This window comes from Thermus sp., from assembly GCF_037444525.1.
Lineage (GTDB): Bacteria > Deinococcota > Deinococci > Deinococcales > Thermaceae > Thermus.
Map to the genome: position 1 here is coordinate 1 of NZ_JBBIMD010000002.1, position 17,849 is coordinate 17,849.

Below are 17,849 nucleotides of genomic sequence, written 5' to 3' on the forward strand. Positions count from 1 at the left end.
TCCCGCTGGTTCCTGGGGGCACAAGGACTGGGAAAGAGGCCCTTCCCACTGCCAAAATACCCCCAAAGGGTAGCAAGCCGCGCGGGGTAAGCTCGTGCCATGAGGAGAACGTCCAGGGAACAGGCGCGCCTTCCCTCCCAAGGGGTGTCCCTGTTTAGGCTCCTTGGCGCCTTCTTCTATGTGGGCCTCACCGCCTTCGGCGGGGGGGGATCCGCGCACCTTTACCAGCTCCTGGTGGTGCGGCGGGGATGGCTGAGCGAGGGGGAGTTTTTGGAGGCCGCTGCCCTGTGCCGGCTGCTTCCCGGGCCGGTCTTTGCCAACCTGGCCGCTCACCTGGGCGCCCGGCTTGGGGGGGTGCTGGGAGGCATGGCGGCACTGGTGGGAGTTTTGGCGCCCGGATCGAGCCTGATGCTGCTCTTAAGCCTGGCTTACCTGGGCTCCGGAACCCAGCCCGGTCCCTCCGCCAAGGGAGCCCTGGCAGGGGTCATGGCCTCAGCCCTGGGGCTAATGCTGGCCACCACCTGGCACCAGGCCCGGATCGGGCTGGACTCACCCAAGGCGCTTCTCCTGGCCCTCGGGGTATTCCTGGCCTACGGCCTCCTCCACTGGCCCCTGCCCGTGGTCCTCCTGCTCGCCGCCCCGGTGGGGGTTGCCCTGTACTGGAGGGAAAGCCGGTGAGGGTCCTCGAGGTCTTCGCCACGTTTTTCTACCTGGGCCTTGTGAGCTTCGGGGGGGGGATGGCCAACCTGCCCGAGATGGCCCGAATCCTCGTCGCCAAGGGATGGGTCACCCCCCAGCAGTTCGCGGATGGCTTCGCCCTAGGGCAGTTCGTACCCGGACCCAACATGCTGGCGGTGGTGTTCTACGGCCTGAGCGCAGGAGGCCTGGGTGGAGCCCTGGCTGCTCTGGCGGGCATGTTCCTGCCCGGGGCCACAGGAGCCCTCTTGCTGGTGCAGGTGTGGGAGAAGATGGCACGCGCCCGGTGGAGCCGGGCCTTGCGCCGGACCCTGATCCCCATCAGCGTAGGTCTCGCCCTCAGCACCCTGCTGGTGCTTGCCCAAGTGGGCCTGGGGGGTCCAGGAAGCCTCCTCCTGATGGGGATGGCCGCCCTGCTGATCCACCGGGGCGCCAGCCCCTTGGGGGTGCTTCTGGTGGGGGGAGGGCTAGGCCTAGTGGCCTCCTGGTTGTAGACCCAGGGGCGCGGCTCACGTCAGCCCGCAGGGCTACCTTGCTGACCAGGGGGGAGCGTTCTTGAGCTACGAGTGGGTGGGGACGCTGCTTTTGCGGGACCATCAGCGGCTTTCATACAGCCTCATGGGGGCGAAAGGAAATCCAGTAGTGGAAAATTTCTTTGGTCAGGGCAAGGTAACCTGACGGCTGACCAAGGGGGAGGCGAAGGACCTATTCCTGGGTCAGCCCGAGGACCATCTTGAAGCCAAGACTCCGGAGGATTTGCACCTATACAGGTGAATAACCTAAAGGGGGGTAGAACACGAAGGAATGTGGTGTAGCTTTCTTACATAAAGAGGCTCAAGGGTATATTGGGGGAGGAGGTGAGGGATGGGGTACGCGCATCCTGAGGTCCTGGTCAGCACGGAGTGGGTGGCCCAGAACCTGGAGAACCCCCAGGTGCGGATCCTGGAGGTGGACGAGGACGTGCTCCTCTACGAGACCGGACACATCCCTGGAGCCCAGAAGGTTGACTGGCAGCGGGACTTCTGGGACCCGGTGGTGCGGGACTTCATAGACGAGGAGGCCTTCGCCAAGCTCATGGAAAGGCTCGGCATCTCCAACGACACCACCGTGGTCCTCTACGGGGACAAGAACAACTGGTGGGCGGCCTACGCCTTCTGGTTCTTCAAGTACAACGGCCACCAGGACGTGCGCCTCATGAACGGGGGGCGGCAGAAGTGGGTGGAGGAGGGCCGGCCCCTCACCACCGAGGTCCCCTCCTACCCCCCGGGCCGCTACGAGGTCCCCTACCGGGACGAGTCCATCCGCGCCTACCGGGACGACGTCCTGGAGCACATCATCAAGGTGCGGGAGGGCAAGGGGGCCCTGGTGGACGTGCGGAGCCCCGAGGAGTACCGGGGCGAGCTCACGCACATGCCCAACTACCCCCAGGAAGGGGCCCTGCGGGCGGGGCACATCCCGGGGGCCAAGAACATCCCCTGGGCCAAGGCGGTGAACCCGGACGGCACCTTCAAAACCCCCGAGGAGCTTAGGGCCCTTTACGAACCCCTCGGGGTCAGCAGGGACAAGGACATCGTGGTCTACTGCCGCATCGCCGAGCGCTCCAGCCACTCCTGGTTCGTCCTCAAGTACCTCCTGGGCTACCCCCGGGTGAAGAACTACGATGGTTCCTGGACGGAGTGGGGCAACCTGGTGGGGGTGCCCATCGCCAAGGGGGAGGAGTAGCCCTTAGGCCCAAGGCCCCTACCCCTTTCCGGGGGTAGGGGCCTTCTTCAGGGCCTCCTCCGCCAGGCGGCGGCCCGTGGGGGTGTCCGCTAGGCCCCCAAGACCCGTCTCCTTGAGCTCCAGGGGGAGGAGGCGGCCGATGCCCGCCATGGCCAGGATAACCTCGTCCGGGGGGATGACGCTCCGGACCCCCGCCAGGGCCATGGAGGCGGCGCTCACCGCGTGGACGGCGTAGAAGCCATTGCGCATCACGCAGGGCACCTCCACAAACCCCCCCACGGGGTCGCAGACCAGGCCCAGGGTGTTCTGGAGGGCCAGGGCGGCGGCATGGGCGCAGGCCTCTGGACTTCCCCCTAAGAGCTCGGTCACCGCGGCCGCGGCCATGGCGGCGCTGGACCCGATCTCCGCCTGGCACCCCCCGGTGGCCCCGGCGATATAGATCTGGCGGCTTATGATCTTGGCCACCCCTGCGGCCAGGACCATGGGCATGAGAAGGTCCTGGTCGGGTAGGCCCAGGTGGTCGGCCACGCCGAGGAGGGCCCCAGGAAGGGTGCCCGCGCTCCCTGCGGTGGGAGCGGCCACGATGCGGCCCATGCGGGCGTTCTCCTCGTTCACCGCCATGGCGTAGGCCTGGACCCGCTTGAGAAGGGGATCTTTCAGGGAGTCCGGGGCCTCCCAGAGGGTTTTGGCGTTCTTCCCCACCAGCCCCGCCACGCTCGGGGCGTCGGAAGCCAGGCCCCGGCGGATGGCATCCCGCATCACCTGAAGGCGCTCGGCCATCTCGCCCAGGATCTCTTCCCGACTTAGGCCGGTCTCTTCCAAGTCCTCCTGAAGCACGTGTTCAGAAGCCCGGCCCTCGAGGCGGGCGAGCTCGTTCAAGGTAAGCGGCATGGCTTTAGTATAGGGAAGGTGCGCCTCCTCATCGCGGACGACCACCCCCTTTTCCGCCTGGGGCTTAGGGTGGCCCTGGAGGAGGAGGGCCTCCAGGTGGTGGGGGAGGCCAAAGACGGCCTCGAGGCCCTGGAAAAGGCCCTGGTCCTGCAGCCCGACGCGGTCCTTTTGGACCTGAAAATGCCAAGCCTGGACGGGATTGCCTGCACCGAGGCCCTAAGGGCCCGGGGATTTTCCGGCCTCATCGCCCTCCTCACCACCCACCAGGAGCCTGCCCTGCTCTTAAGAGCCCAAAGGGCGGGAGCGGACGCCTTCTTTTCCAAGGAGCTCTCCGCGGCGGAGCTCAAAGAGCGCCTCCTCCGGGTGGCCCGGGGGGAGGAAGGGCTTAGGCCCCCGGAGCTTCCCACCCTCACCCCCCGGGAGGAGGAGGTCCTCAGGCTCCTCGCCCAGGGGCTTCCCGCCAAGGCCATCGCCCGGGCCCTGGGGGTCTCCCCCGACACGGTGAAGGACCACCTGGAAAACCTCTACGCCAAGCTCTCCGCCAGGAACCGGGTGGAGGCTTTGGAACGGGCCAGGGTCCTGGGGTTTTTGCCCTAAAGGCCAAAGGCCCCGGGGATTCCGGGGGCCCCAACACCCATGGCCTTTAGGCCTCCCCGCCCCCTTGAGCCTTGGCCTCCTGGGCGGCCTCCTTGGCCTCGCGGGCGGCTTTCTGGTCCTGGGCGGTGCGGCGACGGTCCACCTTGAGCTTGCGGCGGATCTCCCGCTCGGAAAGGGAGCGGATGAAGTAGAGCTTGGCCCGGCGGGCCCGCCCCCGCTGGACGATCTCCACCTTGTCAATGAGGGGGGAGTTCATGGGGAAGATGCGCTCCACCCCCACCCCATAGCTCACCTTGCGCACGGTGAAGCTGGAGTTGTAGCCGTTGCGCTTGATCTTGATGACGATGCCCTCAAAGTTTTGGATGCGGGTGCGGTTGCCCTCCTTGACCCGGTAGGCCACCCGCACGGTGTCCCCGGGGCGGAACTCGGGCAGGTCGGTGCGTTCGTAGCGAGACTCCACCACCTTCAAAAGCGCTCCACGGTTCATGCTGCCTCCTGATCCCAGAGGAACCCTTAAGGGTTCGTGGGCAAACAGCCCTTAGTTTAGTCTTCCCGGCCCAGTTCCGCAAGCCAGGCCACCTCCTCCCGGCCAAGCCGGGCCCGGGCAAGGAGCTCAGGGCGGAAGAGGAGGGTGCGCTTCAGGGCTTCCTTTCTGCGCCAGCGAAGCACCTCCCCATGGTGGCCCGAAAGGAGGACCTCCGGCACCCCAAGCCCCCGGAAGAGGGGGGGGCGGGTGTAGTGGGGGTAGTCCAGAAGCCCCCGGACGAAGGAGTCCTCCCGGTGGCTTAAGGGGTCGCCGATGACCCCGGGGACGAGACGGGCGGTGGCCTCCAAGACCGCGAGGGCCGCCACCTCCCCCCCCATGAGGACGTAATCCCCCACGGAGAGGATGCGGGTGGCAAAGGCCTCGAGGCGGGCGTCAAACCCCTCGTAGCGGCCCGCAAGGAGGACGAGGTGCCCCTTCCCAGCCAGCTCCTCCGCCACCTCCTGCGTGAAGGGGACCCCGGCCGGGGAGAGGAGGATCACCTCGTCCGCGGGGAGGACGGACTCCAGGGCGGCCACGGCCACGTCCGGGCGGATGACCATCCCCGGCCCCCCTCCATAGGGGGTGTCGTCCACCGTGCGGTGGGGGCCCAGGCCGAAGGCCCTAAGGTCCACCACCTCCACCTGGAGGAGGCCCTTGGCCATGGCCTTCTGGATGAGGGACTCCTCCAACCAGGGCCGGATGAGCCCCGGGAAGAGGGTAAGGATGGAGTAGCGCACCGCTAAGTGCCCCACTGAAGCTTTCGCTTCGGTGGGGACCCCAGAAAGAGGGTTCAGCATGCCCTTCCTCCGAGCCTCATGAGGATTTTTCAATGCCCGGGCACTTAGTCAAATAGGCCGGGGATGGGCTCCACCAGGATCCGGCCCTCCTCCACCCGCACGTAAGGGGCCTGGAGGGGTACGAGGCGCTCCCGCTGGTCCCGAAGCCTCCCCCCCACCCCCCGGATGACCAGTACGTCCTGCGCCCCCGCGTCCAGGATGTCCGCCACCTCCCCCACCTGCTCCTCCCCCACGTAGACCGGGAGGCCCAGCAGGGCAAAGTAGTAGTACTGGCCCTCCTCCAAGGGGGGAAGGTCCTCCACCTCCGCGTAGACCCGAAGGCCCACCAGAGCCTCGGCCAGGTCCCGGGTGGAAACCCCCGCCAGGTGGAGGATGAGGTCCTCCCCCACCCAGTACAGGTCTTCCACCGCCCGGAACCCGTGCCCCTCCACGTAAACCCGCTCCAGGTGGAACACCACGGGCTCCCCCCGGAAGCGAAGCCCGCCCTGAAGGGCGTAGGGGGCCCCAAAGCGGCCGATCTCCACAAGGCGCATACCCCCCTCCCTAGCGCACCTCCACGCCCACCTTGCGCTTGGCATAGGCCCGCACCAGGGTGCGGATGGACTCGATCACCCGGCCCTGTTTGCCGATGAGGCGGCCCTTGTCCTCGGGGTCCACCTCCACGATGTAGACCGGCCCCTCCCGGGTGCGCCGCTCCGCCACCCGCACCCGCTCGGGGTGGTCCACCACGCTCCGCGCCAGGTACTCCACCAAATCCCTCATCCCTCCCATCCTACAAAAAAGGAAGGGGCCGCTGGGCCCCCTCCTCCACCTTTGGGCCTTAGGCTTCCTTGCGGAAAACCCCCGCCAGGCGCAACAGGCGGCGGGCGGTGTCCGTGGGCTGGGCCCCCACGGAGAGCCAGTAGCGGGCCCGCTCCACGTCCACCTTGAGCCACTCTGGGGTGGTCTTGCGGGGGTCGTAGTAGCCGATCTTCTCCAGGTACGCCCCATCCCGCTTCCTGCGGGCATCGGTCACCACGATGCGATAGTGGGGGTTGTGCTTAGAGCCGAACCGAGAAAGGCGGATCTTGACCATGCGTTACCTCCACATTCCCATGAATCCCCGGCCTTTGCGCTTCTCCAGGGATTTCATTAGGGCCTTGGTCTCCTCAAAGGCCTTGATGAGCCGGTTGATCTCCTGCACGGTGGTGCCGCTTCCCTTGGCGATGCGGCGACGGCGGGAGGCGTTGAGGATCCTGGGGTCCTTACGCTCCTCAGGGGTCATGGAGAGGACGATGGCCTCGAGGCGCTTCAGGGCCCCATCGTCCACCTGAACCCCCGCGGTGAGGCGGTTCGCCCCGGGCAGCATGGAGAGGATCTCGGAAAAGGAGCCCAGCCGCTTTAGGCCCTGCATCTGCTTGAGGAAGTCCTCCAGGGTGATCTCCTTGGCCGCCTTGGGGGCCTCGGCCTCTAGCCCCACGGCCCGTACCTTCTCCGCCAGGGTGGCCACGTCCCCCATGCCCAGGATGCGGCTCGCCAGGCGGTCGGGGTAGAAGGGCTCTAAGCCTTCCGGCTTCTCCGAAACCCCGGCGAAGTAGATGGGCTTACCCGTGACGTGGCGGGCGGAAAGGGCGGCCCCGCCTCGGGCATCCCCGTCCAGCTTGGTGAGGATGAGGCCCGTGACCCCAACCCTCTCGTCAAAGGCCCGGGCCACCCCCAGGGCCTCCTGGCCGGTCATGGCATCCAGGACCAGGAGGACCTCGTCGGGCTTCATGACCTCCTTGAGCCGGAAAAGCTCCTCCATGAGGGGCTCGTCAATCTGCAGGCGGCCCGCGGTGTCCACCAGGATGAGGTCCCGCACCTCCCGGCGCGCGGCCTCCTCCACCCGGCGGCGGATGGACTCCGGGCTCTCCCCGTCCATCACCTCCAGGACGGGCACCCCAATCCTCTCCCCCAGGATCCGGAGCTGGGCCCGGGCCGCGGGGCGCTGGGTGTCCGCGGCCACCAAGAGGGGGCGGCGACCCTTGGAGCGGTAGTAATGGGCCAGCTTGGCCGCGGTGGTGGTCTTGCCCGAACCCTGGAGACCCACCAGGAACCAGAGGTTCTTGTCCTTTAGGGTGGGCTGGCGGACCTCGCCCCCTAGGGCCTCCTTCAGGGCCTCGTACACCGTGGCGAGGACGATCTCCGCGGGGGTGAGGCTTTCCAGGACCTTTTGCCCCAGGGCTCTTTGCCGCACCTCCTCTATGAAGGTGCGGGCCACCTCCAGGTTCACGTCCGCGTCAATGAGGGCCCGGCGGATCTCCCGCAGGGTTTCCTTCAGGTCCTCCTCGGTGATCCGGCCCCGGCCCCTCAGCCGGTCTATGGCCTCCTGGAGTTTGGCCGTAAGCCGCTCAAACATGCACCACTCCTCGGCCCCCATCCCAGGGCCGCGCTCCAGGATAGGCCACTCTCCCTTAGCGTGTCAACCTCAATTTTTCTGATATTTCTAGCGGGCACGGTTGACAGGGGCCCGGGGGCTCCCTAGGCTGGAAAAGGTTATGGGCGAGCGACTGCCCTCGAGTCCCAGGCCCTGAGGGCCGCCCAAGGGCGGCCTTCGGGCAGAAAGGAGGCCGCCTTTGGAGAGCGTCCTGAACCCCATAGTCCAGGCCCTAGAAGAGGGCGACACCCTAAAGCTGAAAAGCATCCTGGAACACACCCACCCCCAGGCCCTCCTGGAGGTCTGGGACGAGCTTAAGGGCGAACACCGCTACGTCCTCCTCACCCTCCTCTCCAAGGAAAAGGCGGCGGAGGTCTTCTCCCACCTGCCCCCGGAGGCCCAGGCGGAGTACCTGAAAACCCTCCCCCCCTGGCGGGTGCAGGAGGTCCTGGGGGAGCTCTCCCTGGACGACCTGGCGGATGCCCTGCAGGCGGTGGAGGCGGAGGACCCCGACCTGGCCCGCCGCCTCAAGGCCAGCCTAGACCCCAAGACGCGGGCCGAAGTGGAGGAGCTTGCCCAGTACGAGGAGGATGAGGCGGGCGGCCTCATGACCCCGGAGTACATCGCCCTCAAGTCCTCCATGACCGTGGAGGAGGTCCTGCGCTTCCTGAGAAGGGCCGCCCCCGACGCGGAGACCATCTACTACCTCTACGTGGTGGACGAGGAAGGGCGCCTCATCGGGGTCCTCTCCTTGAGGGACCTCATCGTGGCCGACCCCAGGACCCGGGTGAAGGAGATCATGAACCCGGAGGTGGTCTTCGTCCGCACGGACACCGACCAGGAGGAGGTGGCCCGCCTCATGGCGGACTACGACTTCACCGTCTTGCCCGTGGTGGACGAGGAGGGGAAGCTGGTGGGCATCGTCACCATTGACGACGTGGTGGACGTGCTGGAGGAGGAGGCCACGGAGGACATCCACAAGCTGGCCGCGGTGGACGTTCCGGATCTGGTCTATAGCCAGGCCTCCCCGGTCCAGCTGTGGCTCGCCCGGGTGCGCTGGCTGGTGATCCTCATCCTCACGGGCATGCTCACCAGCTCCATCCTCCAAGGGTTTGAAAGCGTCCTGGAGGCGGTCACCGCCCTGGCCTTCTACGTGCCCGTCCTCCTGGGCACCGGGGGGAACACGGGCAACCAGTCGGCCACCCTCATCGTCCGCGCCCTGGCCACCCGGGACCTGGACCTGAAGGACTGGCGGCGGGTGCTCATGAAGGAAGCGGTGGTGGGCAGCCTCCTGGGCCTCACCCTGGCCCTCCTTCTCCTCCTCAAGGTGGCCTGGGACGGCCACCCCGCCCTCCTCCCCGTGGTGGGGGTGGCCCTCTTCCTCCTGGTCCTCTTCGCCAACCTGGTGGGGTCCATGCTCCCCATGGCCCTAAGGCGGCTTGGGGTGGACCCCGCCCTGGTTTCCAACCCCCTCATCGCCACCCTCTCGGACGTGATGGGCCTCCTCATCTACCTGATGGTGGCCCGGACCCTCCTTGGCCTATAGTGGGGAAAGCCATGCGCATGATTGTGGAATGGACCAAGGGCAGCCCCTTGCGCCACGCCTGGAAGGAGGGGAGGCTGGTCCCTTTAGGGGAGGACCGGCCAGCCCCGGTGAACTATGGGCTCCTGCCGGGGCTCCTAAACCCCGCGGACGGGGAGGAGGTGGACGCGGTCCTCCTGGGCCCGCCCCACCCCCTGGGGGAGGCGGAGGGAGAGGTTTGGGGCCTCCTCCACCTGGAAGACGGGGACCACAAGGTGGTCCTGGCGCCGGAAGGGTACGAGGGGGAGGACCTTGGGCCCCTCCTCGCCTGGTTCACCCCGGAAAGGGCCCCGAGGCTTTTGCCCAGGGAGGCCGCCCTGGCCTTTCTGGAGGAGAGGAGGCGGGAGCGGGACCGGTACCTGGGGGCCCTTTTGGGCTTGGCGGTAGGGGATGCCCTGGGGGCCCAGGTGGAGTTCATGCTCCAAGGGAGCTTTCCCCCCGTGGCGGAGATGAAAGGGGGTGGGCCCCACCGCTTAGGCCCCGGGGAGTGGACGGACGACACCGCCATGGCCCTCTGCCTGGCGGAAAGCCTTCTGGAAAAGGGGTTTGACCCTTTGGACCAGATGCGCTGCTACCTCCTTTGGTACCGGGAGGGGTACAACAGCCCCAAGGGGTACTGCTTTGACATCGGGACCACCACCCGCCGGGCCCTGGAAGGTTTCCTGAGGACCGGGGACCCCTTCTCGGGGCCCGAAGAAGAGAGCGCCGCAGGGAACGGGAGCCTCATGCGCCTGGCCCCCGTGGCCCTGGCTTACGCCGGAAGCCCAAGGCTTCTGGAGTACGCCCGGCTTTCCGCCCGCACCACCCACGGGGCCCGGGCCGCCTTGGAGAGCACGGAGGTCCTGGCCTGGCTTCTAGAGGGGGCCCTTCGGGGGAGGCCCAAGGCAGAGCTCCTGGCCCTAAAGCCCTTCCGGGGCAGGCCCCTCCACCCGGACGTGGCCGAGGTGGTGGAGGGAAGCTTCTGGAGGCGGGCCCAGGGGGAGGGGTACGCCCCCAGGACCCTCGAGGCCGCCCTCCACGCCTTCGTCCACACGGAAAGCTTTGAGGAGGGGATGCGCCTTGCGGTGAACCTAGGGGGGGACGCGGACACCGTGGGGGCGGTCTACGGCCAGCTGGCCGGGGCCTACTACGGCCGGGGGGCCATCCCCGAAAGGTGGCTTGAGCCCCTCTATCTGAGGGAACGGATAGAGGAGCTGGCCTTTGCCCTCTACAGGATGAGCATGGCGTCTCCTAGGGAGTAGAAGCGGTAGCGCTCGGCCACGGCCAAGCGGTAGGCGGCCATGGTCTTCTCGTGGCCCAAAAAGGCCGCCACCAGCATGAGGAGGGTGGAGCGGGGCAGGTGGAAGTTGGTGAAGAGGGCATCTATGGCCTTGAAAGCGTAGGGGGGGCGGATGAAAAGCCGGGTCTCCCCCATCCCCGGCACCACCCCCTCCCCCTCCCGCCAGGCGCTCTCCAGGGCCCGCACCACGGTGGTGCCCACGGCCACCACCCGCCGCCCCTCCCGCCTGGCCCGGTTCACCGCCTCCGCGGTGGCCTCGGGGATCTCGTAGGGCTCGGCGTGCATCTCGTGCCGCTCGGGGTCCCCCTTCACGGGACGGAAGGTGCCAGGGCCCACGTGCAGGGTGAGGAAGCACACTTCCACCCCCATCCCCTTAAGCCGCTCCAAAAGCCCGGGGGTGAAGTGGAGGCCCGCGGTGGGGGCGGCCACGGAGCCCGGCCGCCGGGCGTAGACCGTCTGGTAGCGCTCCAGGGGGATCTTGGCCTTGATGTAGGGGGGCAGGGGCACCTCCCCCACCTCCTCCAGGTGGGCCAGGAGGTCCCCGTGGACGCGGAGGAGGCGGACCCCGCTCTCCTCCACCCCCACCACCTCGGCCAAGAGGCCCTCCACGGGTCTTAGGTCCCTGGGGGAGAGGAAGGCCAGCCGCGTTCCCGGGGGAGCCTTCCGGGCGGGGCCCAAAAGGGCCTCCCAAAGCCCCGGGGCCCTTTCCCGCACCAAGAGGACCTCCACCCGCCCCCCGGTGGGCTTCCTTGCCAGGAGGCGGGCCGGGATCACCTTGCTCTCGTTGAAAACCAGCACGTCCCCCGGGCGGAGGTAAAGGGGCAGGTCCCGCACCCGGCGGTGCTCGGCCCGGAAGGGGCCCTCCCGGAAGACCACCATCAGCCGGGCCCTATCCCGGGGCTCCGCGCCCTCCTGGGCGATGAGCTCCTGGGGAAGAAGGTAGTCGTAGGCCTCGAGGCTCATCCCTTAGGGGCCATGAAGGCGTCGGGGATGTCGGGGAGGTGGGTGAAGCGGTCCACCGCGTCGATGAGCTTCTGGGCGGTGGTCTCCCGGAAGGCGACGACCTCCACCCGGATGCCCCGCTCCATGAGGACCTCCAGGATCTCCACGAAGTCCCCGTCCCCGCTCCCCAGGACCACCACGTCCAGGTAGGGCATGAGGCGCACCATGTCCGCAGCGATGCCCATGTCCCAGTTGCCCTCGTAGATGGGCCGCCCGCCCTCCCCCATTTCCTTCAGGGTCAGGTACATGCGCCGCACCTTGTAGCCGATGGTGGAGAGCTTGTAGATGAAAGGCCAAGCGGAGGTGTCCCCTTCCTTCTCCACCACGTAGGCCGTGGCCCTGACGAGCCGCCTCCCCCCCACCGCAAAGCGGAGGAGGCTCTCAAAGTTCACGTTGCGCTCGTAGTAGTCCCGGGCGGAGTGGTAGAGGTTCTGGGTGTCCACGAAGACCCCCACCCGCTGCTCCTTGTGGTGCCCCAAGGGTTCAAGCTCCATCGGCCACCATCTTAGCCAGTTCCGCCACCCTTTCCGCGAGCCTTTCCGCCACCTCCTCCACGAGCCCCTCTGGCCCCTCCACCATGACCCGCACCAGGGGCTCGGTGCCCGAGGGGCGGACATTCACCCGCCCACGGCCCTGAAGGGCCCTTTCCGCCTCCTCCAGGGCCTCCCTCAGGGCGGGGTGGGCCATGACCTGGGCCTTGTCCACCACCCGGACGTTGCTCAGCACCTGGGGGTAGAGGGGGAGGGCCTCGTACCAGTCGGAAAGGTCCCCGCCCATCTCCTTAAGGGCCTTCAGGACGAAAAGGGCGGTGAAGAGGCCATCCCCTGTGGTGTGGTGGCGCCTTAGGATCACGTGCCCCGAAGGCTCCCCCCCAAGGTGGAGGCCCTTCTCCTTGAGCATCTCCAGCACGTACCGGTCCCCCACCGCCGCCCGGTGGAAGGCGATGCCCTCTTCCCTTAGGCGCACCTCCAGGGCCATATTGCTCATCACCGTGCCCACCACCCCCTTCTCCCCTAGGGCCTTGGCCAGGAGGTAGAGGACGTGGTCCCCGTGGAAAAGCCGCCCCCTTCGGTCCACGAAGAGGGCCCGGTCCCCATCCCCGTCAAAGGCCACCCCCAGGTCCAGGCCGAGCTCGGTCACGAAGCGGGCCAGGGCCTCGGGGTGGGTGGAGCCGCAGGCCCGGTTGATGTTCCGCCCGTCTGGGGTGTTGAAGAGGGCGAGGACCTCCGCCCCCGCCTTTTGGAAGAGCTTGGGGCCTAGGCGGTAAGTGGCCCCGTGGGCCAGGTCCAAGCCCACCTTGAGGCCCGAGAGGTCCGGGGCGTGGGCGAGGAGGAACTCCAGGTAAAGCCGCTCCGCTTCCCGGAAATCCCCCACCGTGCCCACGCCCCGTAAGGGATGGGCCTCGTCCAAGAAGGCCTCGATGGCCTCCTCCGCCTCGTCCGAGAGCTTTTCCCCGTCGGGACCGAAGAACTTGATGCCGTTATCCGTGTAAGGGTTGTGGCTGGCGGAGATCACCGCCCCCGCGGTGGCAGAAAGGGTCCGGGTGAGGTGGGCCACCCCGGGGGTGGGGAGGACCCCGAGGTGCTCCACCCTTACCCCCTGGCTCAAAAGCCCCGCGGCCAGGGCGGCCTCGAGGAGGTCGGAAGACTCCCGGGTGTCCTTCCCAAGAAGCACCACAGGCCGCCCCTCCCGCTCTCGGAAGTAGGCCCCCGCCGCCTGGCCGAGCTTTAGGACGAATTCCGGCGTCAGGGGAGGCTTGCCCACCTCTCCCCGCACGCCGTCCGTACCGAAATAGCGCCGCATGGAGGGCACTATACCAAAGGCGCTAGGCCTTGGCGGAAAGCCAGTCCTCCCCCATCCCCACCTCCACCTCCAGGGGGACGGAGAGGGGGTAGACCCCTTCCATGGTCTCCTTGGCCAGGCGGACGATCTCCTCCGCCCGCTCCCGCGGGGCCTCCAGGACCAGCTCGTCGTGCACCTGGAGGAGGATCCTGGCCCCCTGGGGCCTAAGCTTGGGAAAGAGCTTCACCATGGCCAGCTTCATGAGGTCCGCGGCGGTGCCCTGTACGGGCATGTTGAAGGCCATGCGCTCCGCCGCCTCCCGCACGCTTTTCACCCGGGCGCTCAAGTCAGGCACGTAGCGGCGGCGGCCGAAGAGGGTCTCCACGTACCCCTTCTTTCGCCCCTCCTCCAGGGTCTCGGCGATCCAAGCCCGCACCTTGGGGAAGCTCTGGAAGTAGCGCTCAATGAAGGCCGCCGCCTCCTCGTAAGGGATGGAAAGCTCCTGGGAAAGCCGATGGGCGGACATGCCGTAGAGCACCCCGAAGTTCACCGTCTTGGCCGCCCGGCGCATGGCGGCGTCCACCCCCTCAGGGGGCACGCCGAACATCCAGGCCGCGGTCTCCGTGTGGATGTCCTTCCCCTCCTGGAAGACCCGGATGAGGTTCTCGTCCCCCGAGAGGTGGGCGAGGACCCGGAGCTCTATTTGGCTATAGTCCAGGACCACCAGAAGATGGCCCTCCTCAGCGATGAAGGCCTTGCGGATGCGCTGGCCTAGGGGGGTGCGCACGGGAATGTTCTGCAGGTTGGGGTCGGAGCTGGAAAGGCGGCCCGTGGCGGTGGCCGTCTGGTTGAAGCGGGTGTGGAGCCGGCCCGTCTTGGGGTGGACCAGCCTGGGCAAGGGGTCCACGTAGGTGCTCTTCAGCTTCATGAGCTCGCGGTACTCCAGGATCCGCCCCACAATGGGGTGGGCCTCCCTTAAGAGCTCCAAGACGGCGGCGCTTGTGGAGCGCTTGCCGGTTTTTTCCGTTTTGCCGATGGGGGGAAGCCTGAGCTCATCAAAGAGGACCCGCTCCAATTGGTCCCGGGAGTTCAGATTGAAGGGGTGGCCCGCTAAGCGGTGGATCTCGGCCTCGAGGCGCTCAAGCTCAAAGGAAAGCTCCTGGGAAAGGGCCTCGAGGTAGGCCACGTCCAGCCGCACCCCCGTGGCCTCCATGTGGGCGAGGACCTGGGCGAGGGGCCGCTCCACCTCCCGGTATAGCCAAAGGAGCCGTTCCTCCTCCGCCACCCGGGGGTGGAGGGTCTGCCAGAGCCTTTCCGAAAGGAGGGCCCGGAGGGCGGCGTCCTCCTGCCACTCCCCCCCGTAGCGCCGGGCCACCCCTTCGGGGTTGGTGTTTCCCGGGTCCAGGAGGTAGGCGAGGAGCATGGGGTCGTCCCCCAGGGGGATCTCCAAGCCTTCCCGCAAGGCCAGCACCGCCAGGTCCTTGGCCAAAAGGCCCCGGATCTCCTTCAGGTCCCCTAGCGCGACCACAGGGGCTTCCGCCCGGTGGACCCGCCCCCCGAGGGCCCCGGAGAGGGCCAGAAGCTCCGCCCACATGGGCTCGGGCCGGGAGAGGAGGAAGCCTAGGAAAGCCCCTTCCGGGGGGGGCCAGGGGGCCTCCTCCACCTCCTTGGGGGCCTCTAGGAGGCCGAACTCGTGGAGGAGGCTTCCGAACTCAAGCCGCTCCAGGAAGGCCTTAAGCCCTTCCCGGTCGGGGGCCCGCCTCCTCGCAAAGTCCACCTCCAGGGGGAGGTCCGTGCGCAGGCGGGAAAGCTCCAGGGACATCTGGAGTTTATCCAGGTTGTTCTGGATGGCCTCCCGCACCCTTTCCGGCTTCACTCGGTCCAGGTTCTTTAGTATCTCCTCCAGGCTCCCCCACTCCTTCAGCAGTTTGAGGGCGGTCTTCTCCCCGATGCCCGGCACCCCGGGGAGGTTGTCCGAGGGGTCTCCGGTAAGGGCCCGAAAGTCCACCCACTGCTCGGGGGTGAGGCCGTAGCGCTCGTAAAGCCACTTTGGGGTCAGGACCTCCCCCTCGGGGTGGAGGAGGTGGACCTGGGGGGAAAGGAGCTGGTAGAGGTCGCGGTCCGCGCTCAGGATGCGCACCTCGTACCCCTCCCTCTCCGCCTTCTTGGCCAAAGTGGCCAAGACGTCGTCCGCCTCAAAGCCCGGGACCTCGAGGCGCACGAGGCCCAAAAGGTCCACCAGCTCCTTGATGAGGGCAAGCTGACGGGGAAAGTCCTCCGGGGTGGGGGCCCGGCCCGCCTTGTAGGCCTCGTAAGCCTCGTGGCGGAAGGAGGGGGCCTTGGCATCAAAGACCACGATGGCCACCTCCCCGTCCTCCTTAAGGGCCTTAAGGAGGCTTTTGGCGAAGCCATAGACCGCCTGCACAGGTTCGCCCCGGCTGGTGGTGAGGCCTTTTAGGGCGAAAAAGGTGCGGTAGGCCAGGTGGTGGCCGTCCACCAGGAGGACCCGGCCTTTGGGTTCAAAGAGGGGCCGCATCCCTCACATTCTAAGGACCCGGCCCCGGGTGGCTTCCTTGAGGGCCTGGGCCACCGCCTCGAGGCGGTCCCTTGGGAGCCTCAGGCGGAGGAGAACCCCGTCCTCCCGGTACTCCTCCACCGCGGATAGGCCCCTAAGGGCCCGGTAGGCCGCCCCAAGCTCGGAGAAGGGGACCAGGAAGGCCGCCTCGGCCCAGTCCACGATGGGGGCCTTCTCCGCCCGCCTCAGGGCCTCCGCGGCCACCCCCCCATAGGCCCGCACCAGCCCCCCCGCCCCGAGCTTCACCCCCCCGAAGTAGCGCACCACCACCACCGCCACCCGGTCCAGGCCCTGGGCCTCTATGGCGTGGAGGATGGGGCGGCCCGCGGTGCCGCCCGGCTCCCCATCGTCGGAGAAGCGGTAGAGGGGACCGATCTTGTAGGCGTAGGGGTTGTGGGTGGCCTCCTCCTCCCGGGCCGCCTTCAGAAAGGCCAAGGCCTCCTCCTCCGAGGCCACGGGGGCCACCTTGGCGATGAAGCGGCTTTTTCCGATGATCTCCTCGTACGCTAAGGGTTTCGCTAAGGTCAAGGCACCTCTCCCAAAGGCTGAATCCAAGGCACCCCCTGGGCGCGCAGGGCATGGACCAGTTCCAAGTCCGCCGGTAGAAGCTGAGCTCCTTTATCTTCCGCTAAGGCCACATAAAAAGCTTCGTAGGCCCGTTTTTGACCCAAGACCTCCGCCCAGCGCAAAGCGCGAAAGGCTAGAGCTTCATCCTCGGCGAAGTGGTCGGGAAGCCCAAGAAGAGCCTCCAAGATCTCTTCCGCCTCCCTCTGCACCATCCTGCGAACAAACACGAGGGTACGGAGAACCGAGGCCACTTCCGCGACAAAAAGCCGAGGCACCCACACTTCTCCTTTTGGAGCCTCCTCCCGCCAAAAGGCCTCCGCCTCCTTCTGCGCCAGATGCGGCAGGGCAAGGGAAGCGTCAACCACCCAGCAAACCTTGGACACGCCCTTCCCTCACCTCTTCTAAAAGACTCTCCAAACTCAGGCCCCCTAAGGAAACCCGCTCCCTAAGGTAAGAAAGCCGCCTTAAAGCTTCAGCCCTGGAAACCTCCCGAAGGCCTTTGTCCACAAGCTCCCGGAGCACTTCGCTGGGGCTTACCCGGCGGCCTCGCTCCCGGCTCAGCTCCTGGGCTAGACCCTTAAGCCGGATCCACTGGTCCTCTTCCAGAGAAACCCGAATCCGACGGTACCCCATAAGAGCATTCTACCCCTCCTCCAAAGCCCTTAGGGCCACCCGCTCCATGCCCAAAGGATCGGGCAGGAACCCCGTCCAGATCCGGAAGGCCAAGGCCCCCTGCCAGGCCAGCATGGGAAGGCCGGTCTGCACGCCTAGACCCCGGGCTTGGGCCTCCTTTAGGAAGCGGGTCCAAAGGGGGCGGTAGACCAGGTCCACGGCCACCCCCTCTTCGGGAAAGAGCTCTGGGGGCAGGGGGGTGGCCCCGGGATCGTTTAGGCCCACCGAGGTGGCGTTCACCAGGAGGTAGGCCGCCCGCGCCGCCTCCAAGGGCACCGCCTCCAGGCCCATCTCCTCCGCCAGGGCCTGGGCCCTTTCCGGGGTGCGGTTCCAGACCCAGACCTCGAGGCCCGCCCCCTTCAGGGCGTAGGCCACGGCCCGCCCCGCCCCCCCGGCCCCCAGGACCAGGGCGGGGCCCCTTAGGGGGAAGCCCCCAGCTTTCAAGGCCTCCAGGAAGCCAGGCGCGTCCGTGTTGAAGCCGAGGAGGTGCCCCTCCACCACCAGGACCGTGTTCACCGCCCCGATGGCCCGGGCCTCGGGAGAAGCCCAGTCCAGAAGGGGAAGGGCCCTTTCCTTAAGGGGCACGGTGAGGTTCACCCCCCGGTACCCCTGGCGGACCTCCTCGAGCCTTGCGGGAAGGTCCTCTGGGGGGGTGTCCAGGGCCTGGTAGGCGCCTTCTAGGCTCAAGGCGGAAAGGGCCCAGGCGTGCATGGCCGGGGAGAGGGAGTGGGCAATGGGATGGCCCAAGACCGCCAGGCGGAGCATG

General features: G+C 67.5%; 20 protein-coding genes. 6 read left to right on the forward strand and 14 right to left on the reverse strand.

Annotated elements, in window-relative coordinates:
* Positions 1-99: 99 nt before the first annotated feature.
* The 3 genes from WKI94_RS00340 (at position 100) to WKI94_RS00350 (ending at position 2,418) form a co-directional block, all read left to right on the forward strand.
* Positions 100-678, forward strand: a complete 579-nt coding sequence (locus tag WKI94_RS00340; RefSeq protein WP_337843785.1) for a chromate transporter — start codon at positions 100-102, stop codon at positions 676-678.
* On the forward strand, positions 675-1,190 hold the full coding sequence (locus WKI94_RS00345) for a chromate transporter (RefSeq protein ID WP_337843786.1): 516 nt from the start codon (positions 675-677) through the stop codon (positions 1,188-1,190). The genes WKI94_RS00340 and WKI94_RS00345 overlap by 4 nt, the downstream gene beginning before the upstream one ends.
* A gap of 370 nt (positions 1,191-1,560) precedes the next feature.
* Positions 1,561-2,418, forward strand: coding sequence for a sulfurtransferase (locus WKI94_RS00350; protein ID WP_337843787.1), 858 nt, complete (start codon positions 1,561-1,563; stop codon positions 2,416-2,418).
* 18 nt (positions 2,419-2,436) lie between these two features.
* Here WKI94_RS00350 and sdaAA read toward each other — a convergent pair whose 3' ends face one another.
* Entirely contained in the window at positions 2,437-3,309 is an 873-nt protein-coding gene (gene sdaAA, locus WKI94_RS00355) for an L-serine ammonia-lyase, iron-sulfur-dependent, subunit alpha (RefSeq protein ID WP_337843788.1), read from the reverse strand.
* An 18-nt stretch (positions 3,310-3,327) separates the two neighbouring features.
* On the opposite strand from sdaAA, the gene WKI94_RS00360 reads away from it, so the two are divergent.
* Positions 3,328-3,906, forward strand: coding sequence for a response regulator transcription factor (locus tag WKI94_RS00360; RefSeq protein WP_337843789.1), 579 nt, complete (start codon positions 3,328-3,330; stop codon positions 3,904-3,906).
* A gap of 46 nt (positions 3,907-3,952) precedes the next feature.
* Here the strand turns inward: WKI94_RS00360 and rplS are convergent, their stop codons facing one another.
* From rplS to ffh, 6 genes are all read right to left on the reverse strand, one after another.
* The gene (gene rplS / locus WKI94_RS00365) at positions 3,953-4,393 is read right to left on the reverse strand and encodes a 50S ribosomal protein L19 (protein WP_337843790.1); all 441 of its coding nucleotides are present in this window, start codon (positions 4,391-4,393) and stop codon (positions 3,953-3,955) included.
* 56 nt (positions 4,394-4,449) lie between these two features.
* Positions 4,450-5,169 carry a tRNA (guanosine(37)-N1)-methyltransferase TrmD gene (trmD, locus tag WKI94_RS00370; protein WP_337843791.1) on the reverse strand — a complete coding sequence of 240 codons (720 nt, stop codon included), beginning with the start codon at positions 5,167-5,169 and terminating at the stop codon, positions 4,450-4,452.
* Positions 5,170-5,273: 104 nt separating this feature from the next.
* Entirely contained in the window at positions 5,274-5,762 is a 489-nt protein-coding gene (rimM, locus tag WKI94_RS00375) for a ribosome maturation factor RimM (RefSeq protein WP_337843792.1), read from the reverse strand.
* A gap of 10 nt (positions 5,763-5,772) precedes the next feature.
* Complete coding sequence (locus WKI94_RS00380) at positions 5,773-5,991, reverse strand: KH domain-containing protein (RefSeq protein ID WP_337843793.1); 219 nt, start codon at positions 5,989-5,991, stop codon at positions 5,773-5,775.
* Positions 5,992-6,049: 58 nt separating this feature from the next.
* Positions 6,050-6,304: a 30S ribosomal protein S16 gene (gene rpsP, locus WKI94_RS00385; RefSeq protein ID WP_337843794.1), complete on the reverse strand. Its 255-nt coding sequence runs from the start codon at positions 6,302-6,304 to the stop codon at positions 6,050-6,052.
* Positions 6,305-6,307: 3 nt separating this feature from the next.
* On the reverse strand, positions 6,308-7,606 hold the full coding sequence (gene ffh, locus WKI94_RS00390; RefSeq protein ID WP_337843795.1) for a signal recognition particle protein: 1,299 nt from the start codon (positions 7,604-7,606) through the stop codon (positions 6,308-6,310).
* A gap of 217 nt (positions 7,607-7,823) precedes the next feature.
* Here ffh and mgtE point away from each other — a divergent pair, with 217 nt between their 5' ends.
* Positions 7,824-9,170, forward strand: a complete 1,347-nt coding sequence (mgtE, locus tag WKI94_RS00395) for a magnesium transporter (protein ID WP_337843796.1) — start codon at positions 7,824-7,826, stop codon at positions 9,168-9,170.
* An 11-nt stretch (positions 9,171-9,181) separates the two neighbouring features.
* Positions 9,182-10,447, forward strand: coding sequence for an ADP-ribosylglycohydrolase family protein (locus tag WKI94_RS00400; protein WP_337843797.1), 1,266 nt, complete (start codon positions 9,182-9,184; stop codon positions 10,445-10,447).
* Here the strand turns inward: WKI94_RS00400 and queA are convergent.
* The 7 genes from queA to aroE all read right to left on the reverse strand — a co-directional run bounded on the left by queA (position 10,414) and on the right by aroE (position 17,848).
* On the reverse strand, positions 10,414-11,448 hold the full coding sequence (gene queA, locus WKI94_RS00405) for a tRNA preQ1(34) S-adenosylmethionine ribosyltransferase-isomerase QueA (protein WP_337843798.1): 1,035 nt from the start codon (positions 11,446-11,448) through the stop codon (positions 10,414-10,416). The genes WKI94_RS00400 and queA overlap by 34 nt on opposite strands.
* A complete protein-coding gene (locus tag WKI94_RS00410) occupies positions 11,445-11,981 on the reverse strand; it encodes an NYN domain-containing protein (protein WP_337843799.1) in 537 nt (178 codons plus the stop codon). Before WKI94_RS00410 ends, queA begins: the two co-directional genes overlap by 4 nt.
* On the reverse strand, positions 11,971-13,290 hold the full coding sequence (glmM, locus tag WKI94_RS00415; RefSeq protein WP_337843800.1) for a phosphoglucosamine mutase: 1,320 nt from the start codon (positions 13,288-13,290) through the stop codon (positions 11,971-11,973). Before glmM ends, WKI94_RS00410 begins: the two co-directional genes overlap by 11 nt.
* Before the next feature lie 22 nt (positions 13,291-13,312).
* Entirely contained in the window at positions 13,313-15,805 is a 2,493-nt protein-coding gene (gene polA, locus WKI94_RS00420) for a DNA polymerase I (RefSeq protein ID WP_337843801.1), read from the reverse strand.
* Between the two features lie 3 nt (positions 15,806-15,808).
* On the reverse strand, positions 15,809-16,372 hold the full coding sequence (locus WKI94_RS00425) for a YigZ family protein (protein ID WP_337843802.1): 564 nt from the start codon (positions 16,370-16,372) through the stop codon (positions 15,809-15,811).
* Positions 16,369-16,794, reverse strand: a complete 426-nt coding sequence (locus tag WKI94_RS00430) for a type II toxin-antitoxin system VapC family toxin (protein ID WP_337843803.1) — start codon at positions 16,792-16,794, stop codon at positions 16,369-16,371. Before WKI94_RS00430 ends, WKI94_RS00425 begins: the two co-directional genes overlap by 4 nt.
* 259 nt (positions 16,795-17,053) lie before the next feature.
* Complete coding sequence (gene aroE, locus WKI94_RS00435) at positions 17,054-17,848, reverse strand: shikimate dehydrogenase (protein WP_337843804.1); 795 nt, start codon at positions 17,846-17,848, stop codon at positions 17,054-17,056.
* Position 17,849: the final 1 nt, after the last annotated feature.

Bases quoted from the DNA above. Each gene is read 5' to 3' on its own strand.
- polA (WP_337843801.1), bottom strand. From the start codon at position 15,805: ATGCGGCCCCTCTTTGAACCCAAAGGCCGGGTCCTCCTGGTGGACGGC.
- WKI94_RS00350 (WP_337843787.1), top strand. From the start codon at position 1,561: ATGGGGTACGCGCATCCTGAGGTCCTGGTCAGCACGGAGTGGGTGGCC.
- WKI94_RS00410 (WP_337843799.1), bottom strand. From the start codon at position 11,981: ATGGAGCTTGAACCCTTGGGGCACCACAAGGAGCAGCGGGTGGGGGTC.
- WKI94_RS00340 (WP_337843785.1), top strand. From the start codon at position 100: ATGAGGAGAACGTCCAGGGAACAGGCGCGCCTTCCCTCCCAAGGGGTG.
- ffh (WP_337843795.1), bottom strand. From the start codon at position 7,606: ATGTTTGAGCGGCTTACGGCCAAACTCCAGGAGGCCATAGACCGGCTG.
- rpsP (WP_337843794.1), bottom strand. From the start codon at position 6,304: ATGGTCAAGATCCGCCTTTCTCGGTTCGGCTCTAAGCACAACCCCCAC.
- glmM (WP_337843800.1), bottom strand. From the start codon at position 13,290: ATGCGGCGCTATTTCGGTACGGACGGCGTGCGGGGAGAGGTGGGCAAG.
- WKI94_RS00400 (WP_337843797.1), top strand. From the start codon at position 9,182: ATGCGCATGATTGTGGAATGGACCAAGGGCAGCCCCTTGCGCCACGCC.
- aroE (WP_337843804.1), bottom strand. From the start codon at position 17,848: ATGCTCCGCCTGGCGGTCTTGGGCCATCCCATTGCCCACTCCCTCTCC.
- rimM (WP_337843792.1), bottom strand. From the start codon at position 5,762: ATGCGCCTTGTGGAGATCGGCCGCTTTGGGGCCCCCTACGCCCTTCAG.
- sdaAA (WP_337843788.1), bottom strand. From the start codon at position 3,309: ATGCCGCTTACCTTGAACGAGCTCGCCCGCCTCGAGGGCCGGGCTTCT.
- rplS (WP_337843790.1), bottom strand. From the start codon at position 4,393: ATGAACCGTGGAGCGCTTTTGAAGGTGGTGGAGTCTCGCTACGAACGC.
- queA (WP_337843798.1), bottom strand. From the start codon at position 11,448: ATGAGCCTCGAGGCCTACGACTACCTTCTTCCCCAGGAGCTCATCGCC.
- WKI94_RS00380 (WP_337843793.1), bottom strand. From the start codon at position 5,991: ATGAGGGATTTGGTGGAGTACCTGGCGCGGAGCGTGGTGGACCACCCC.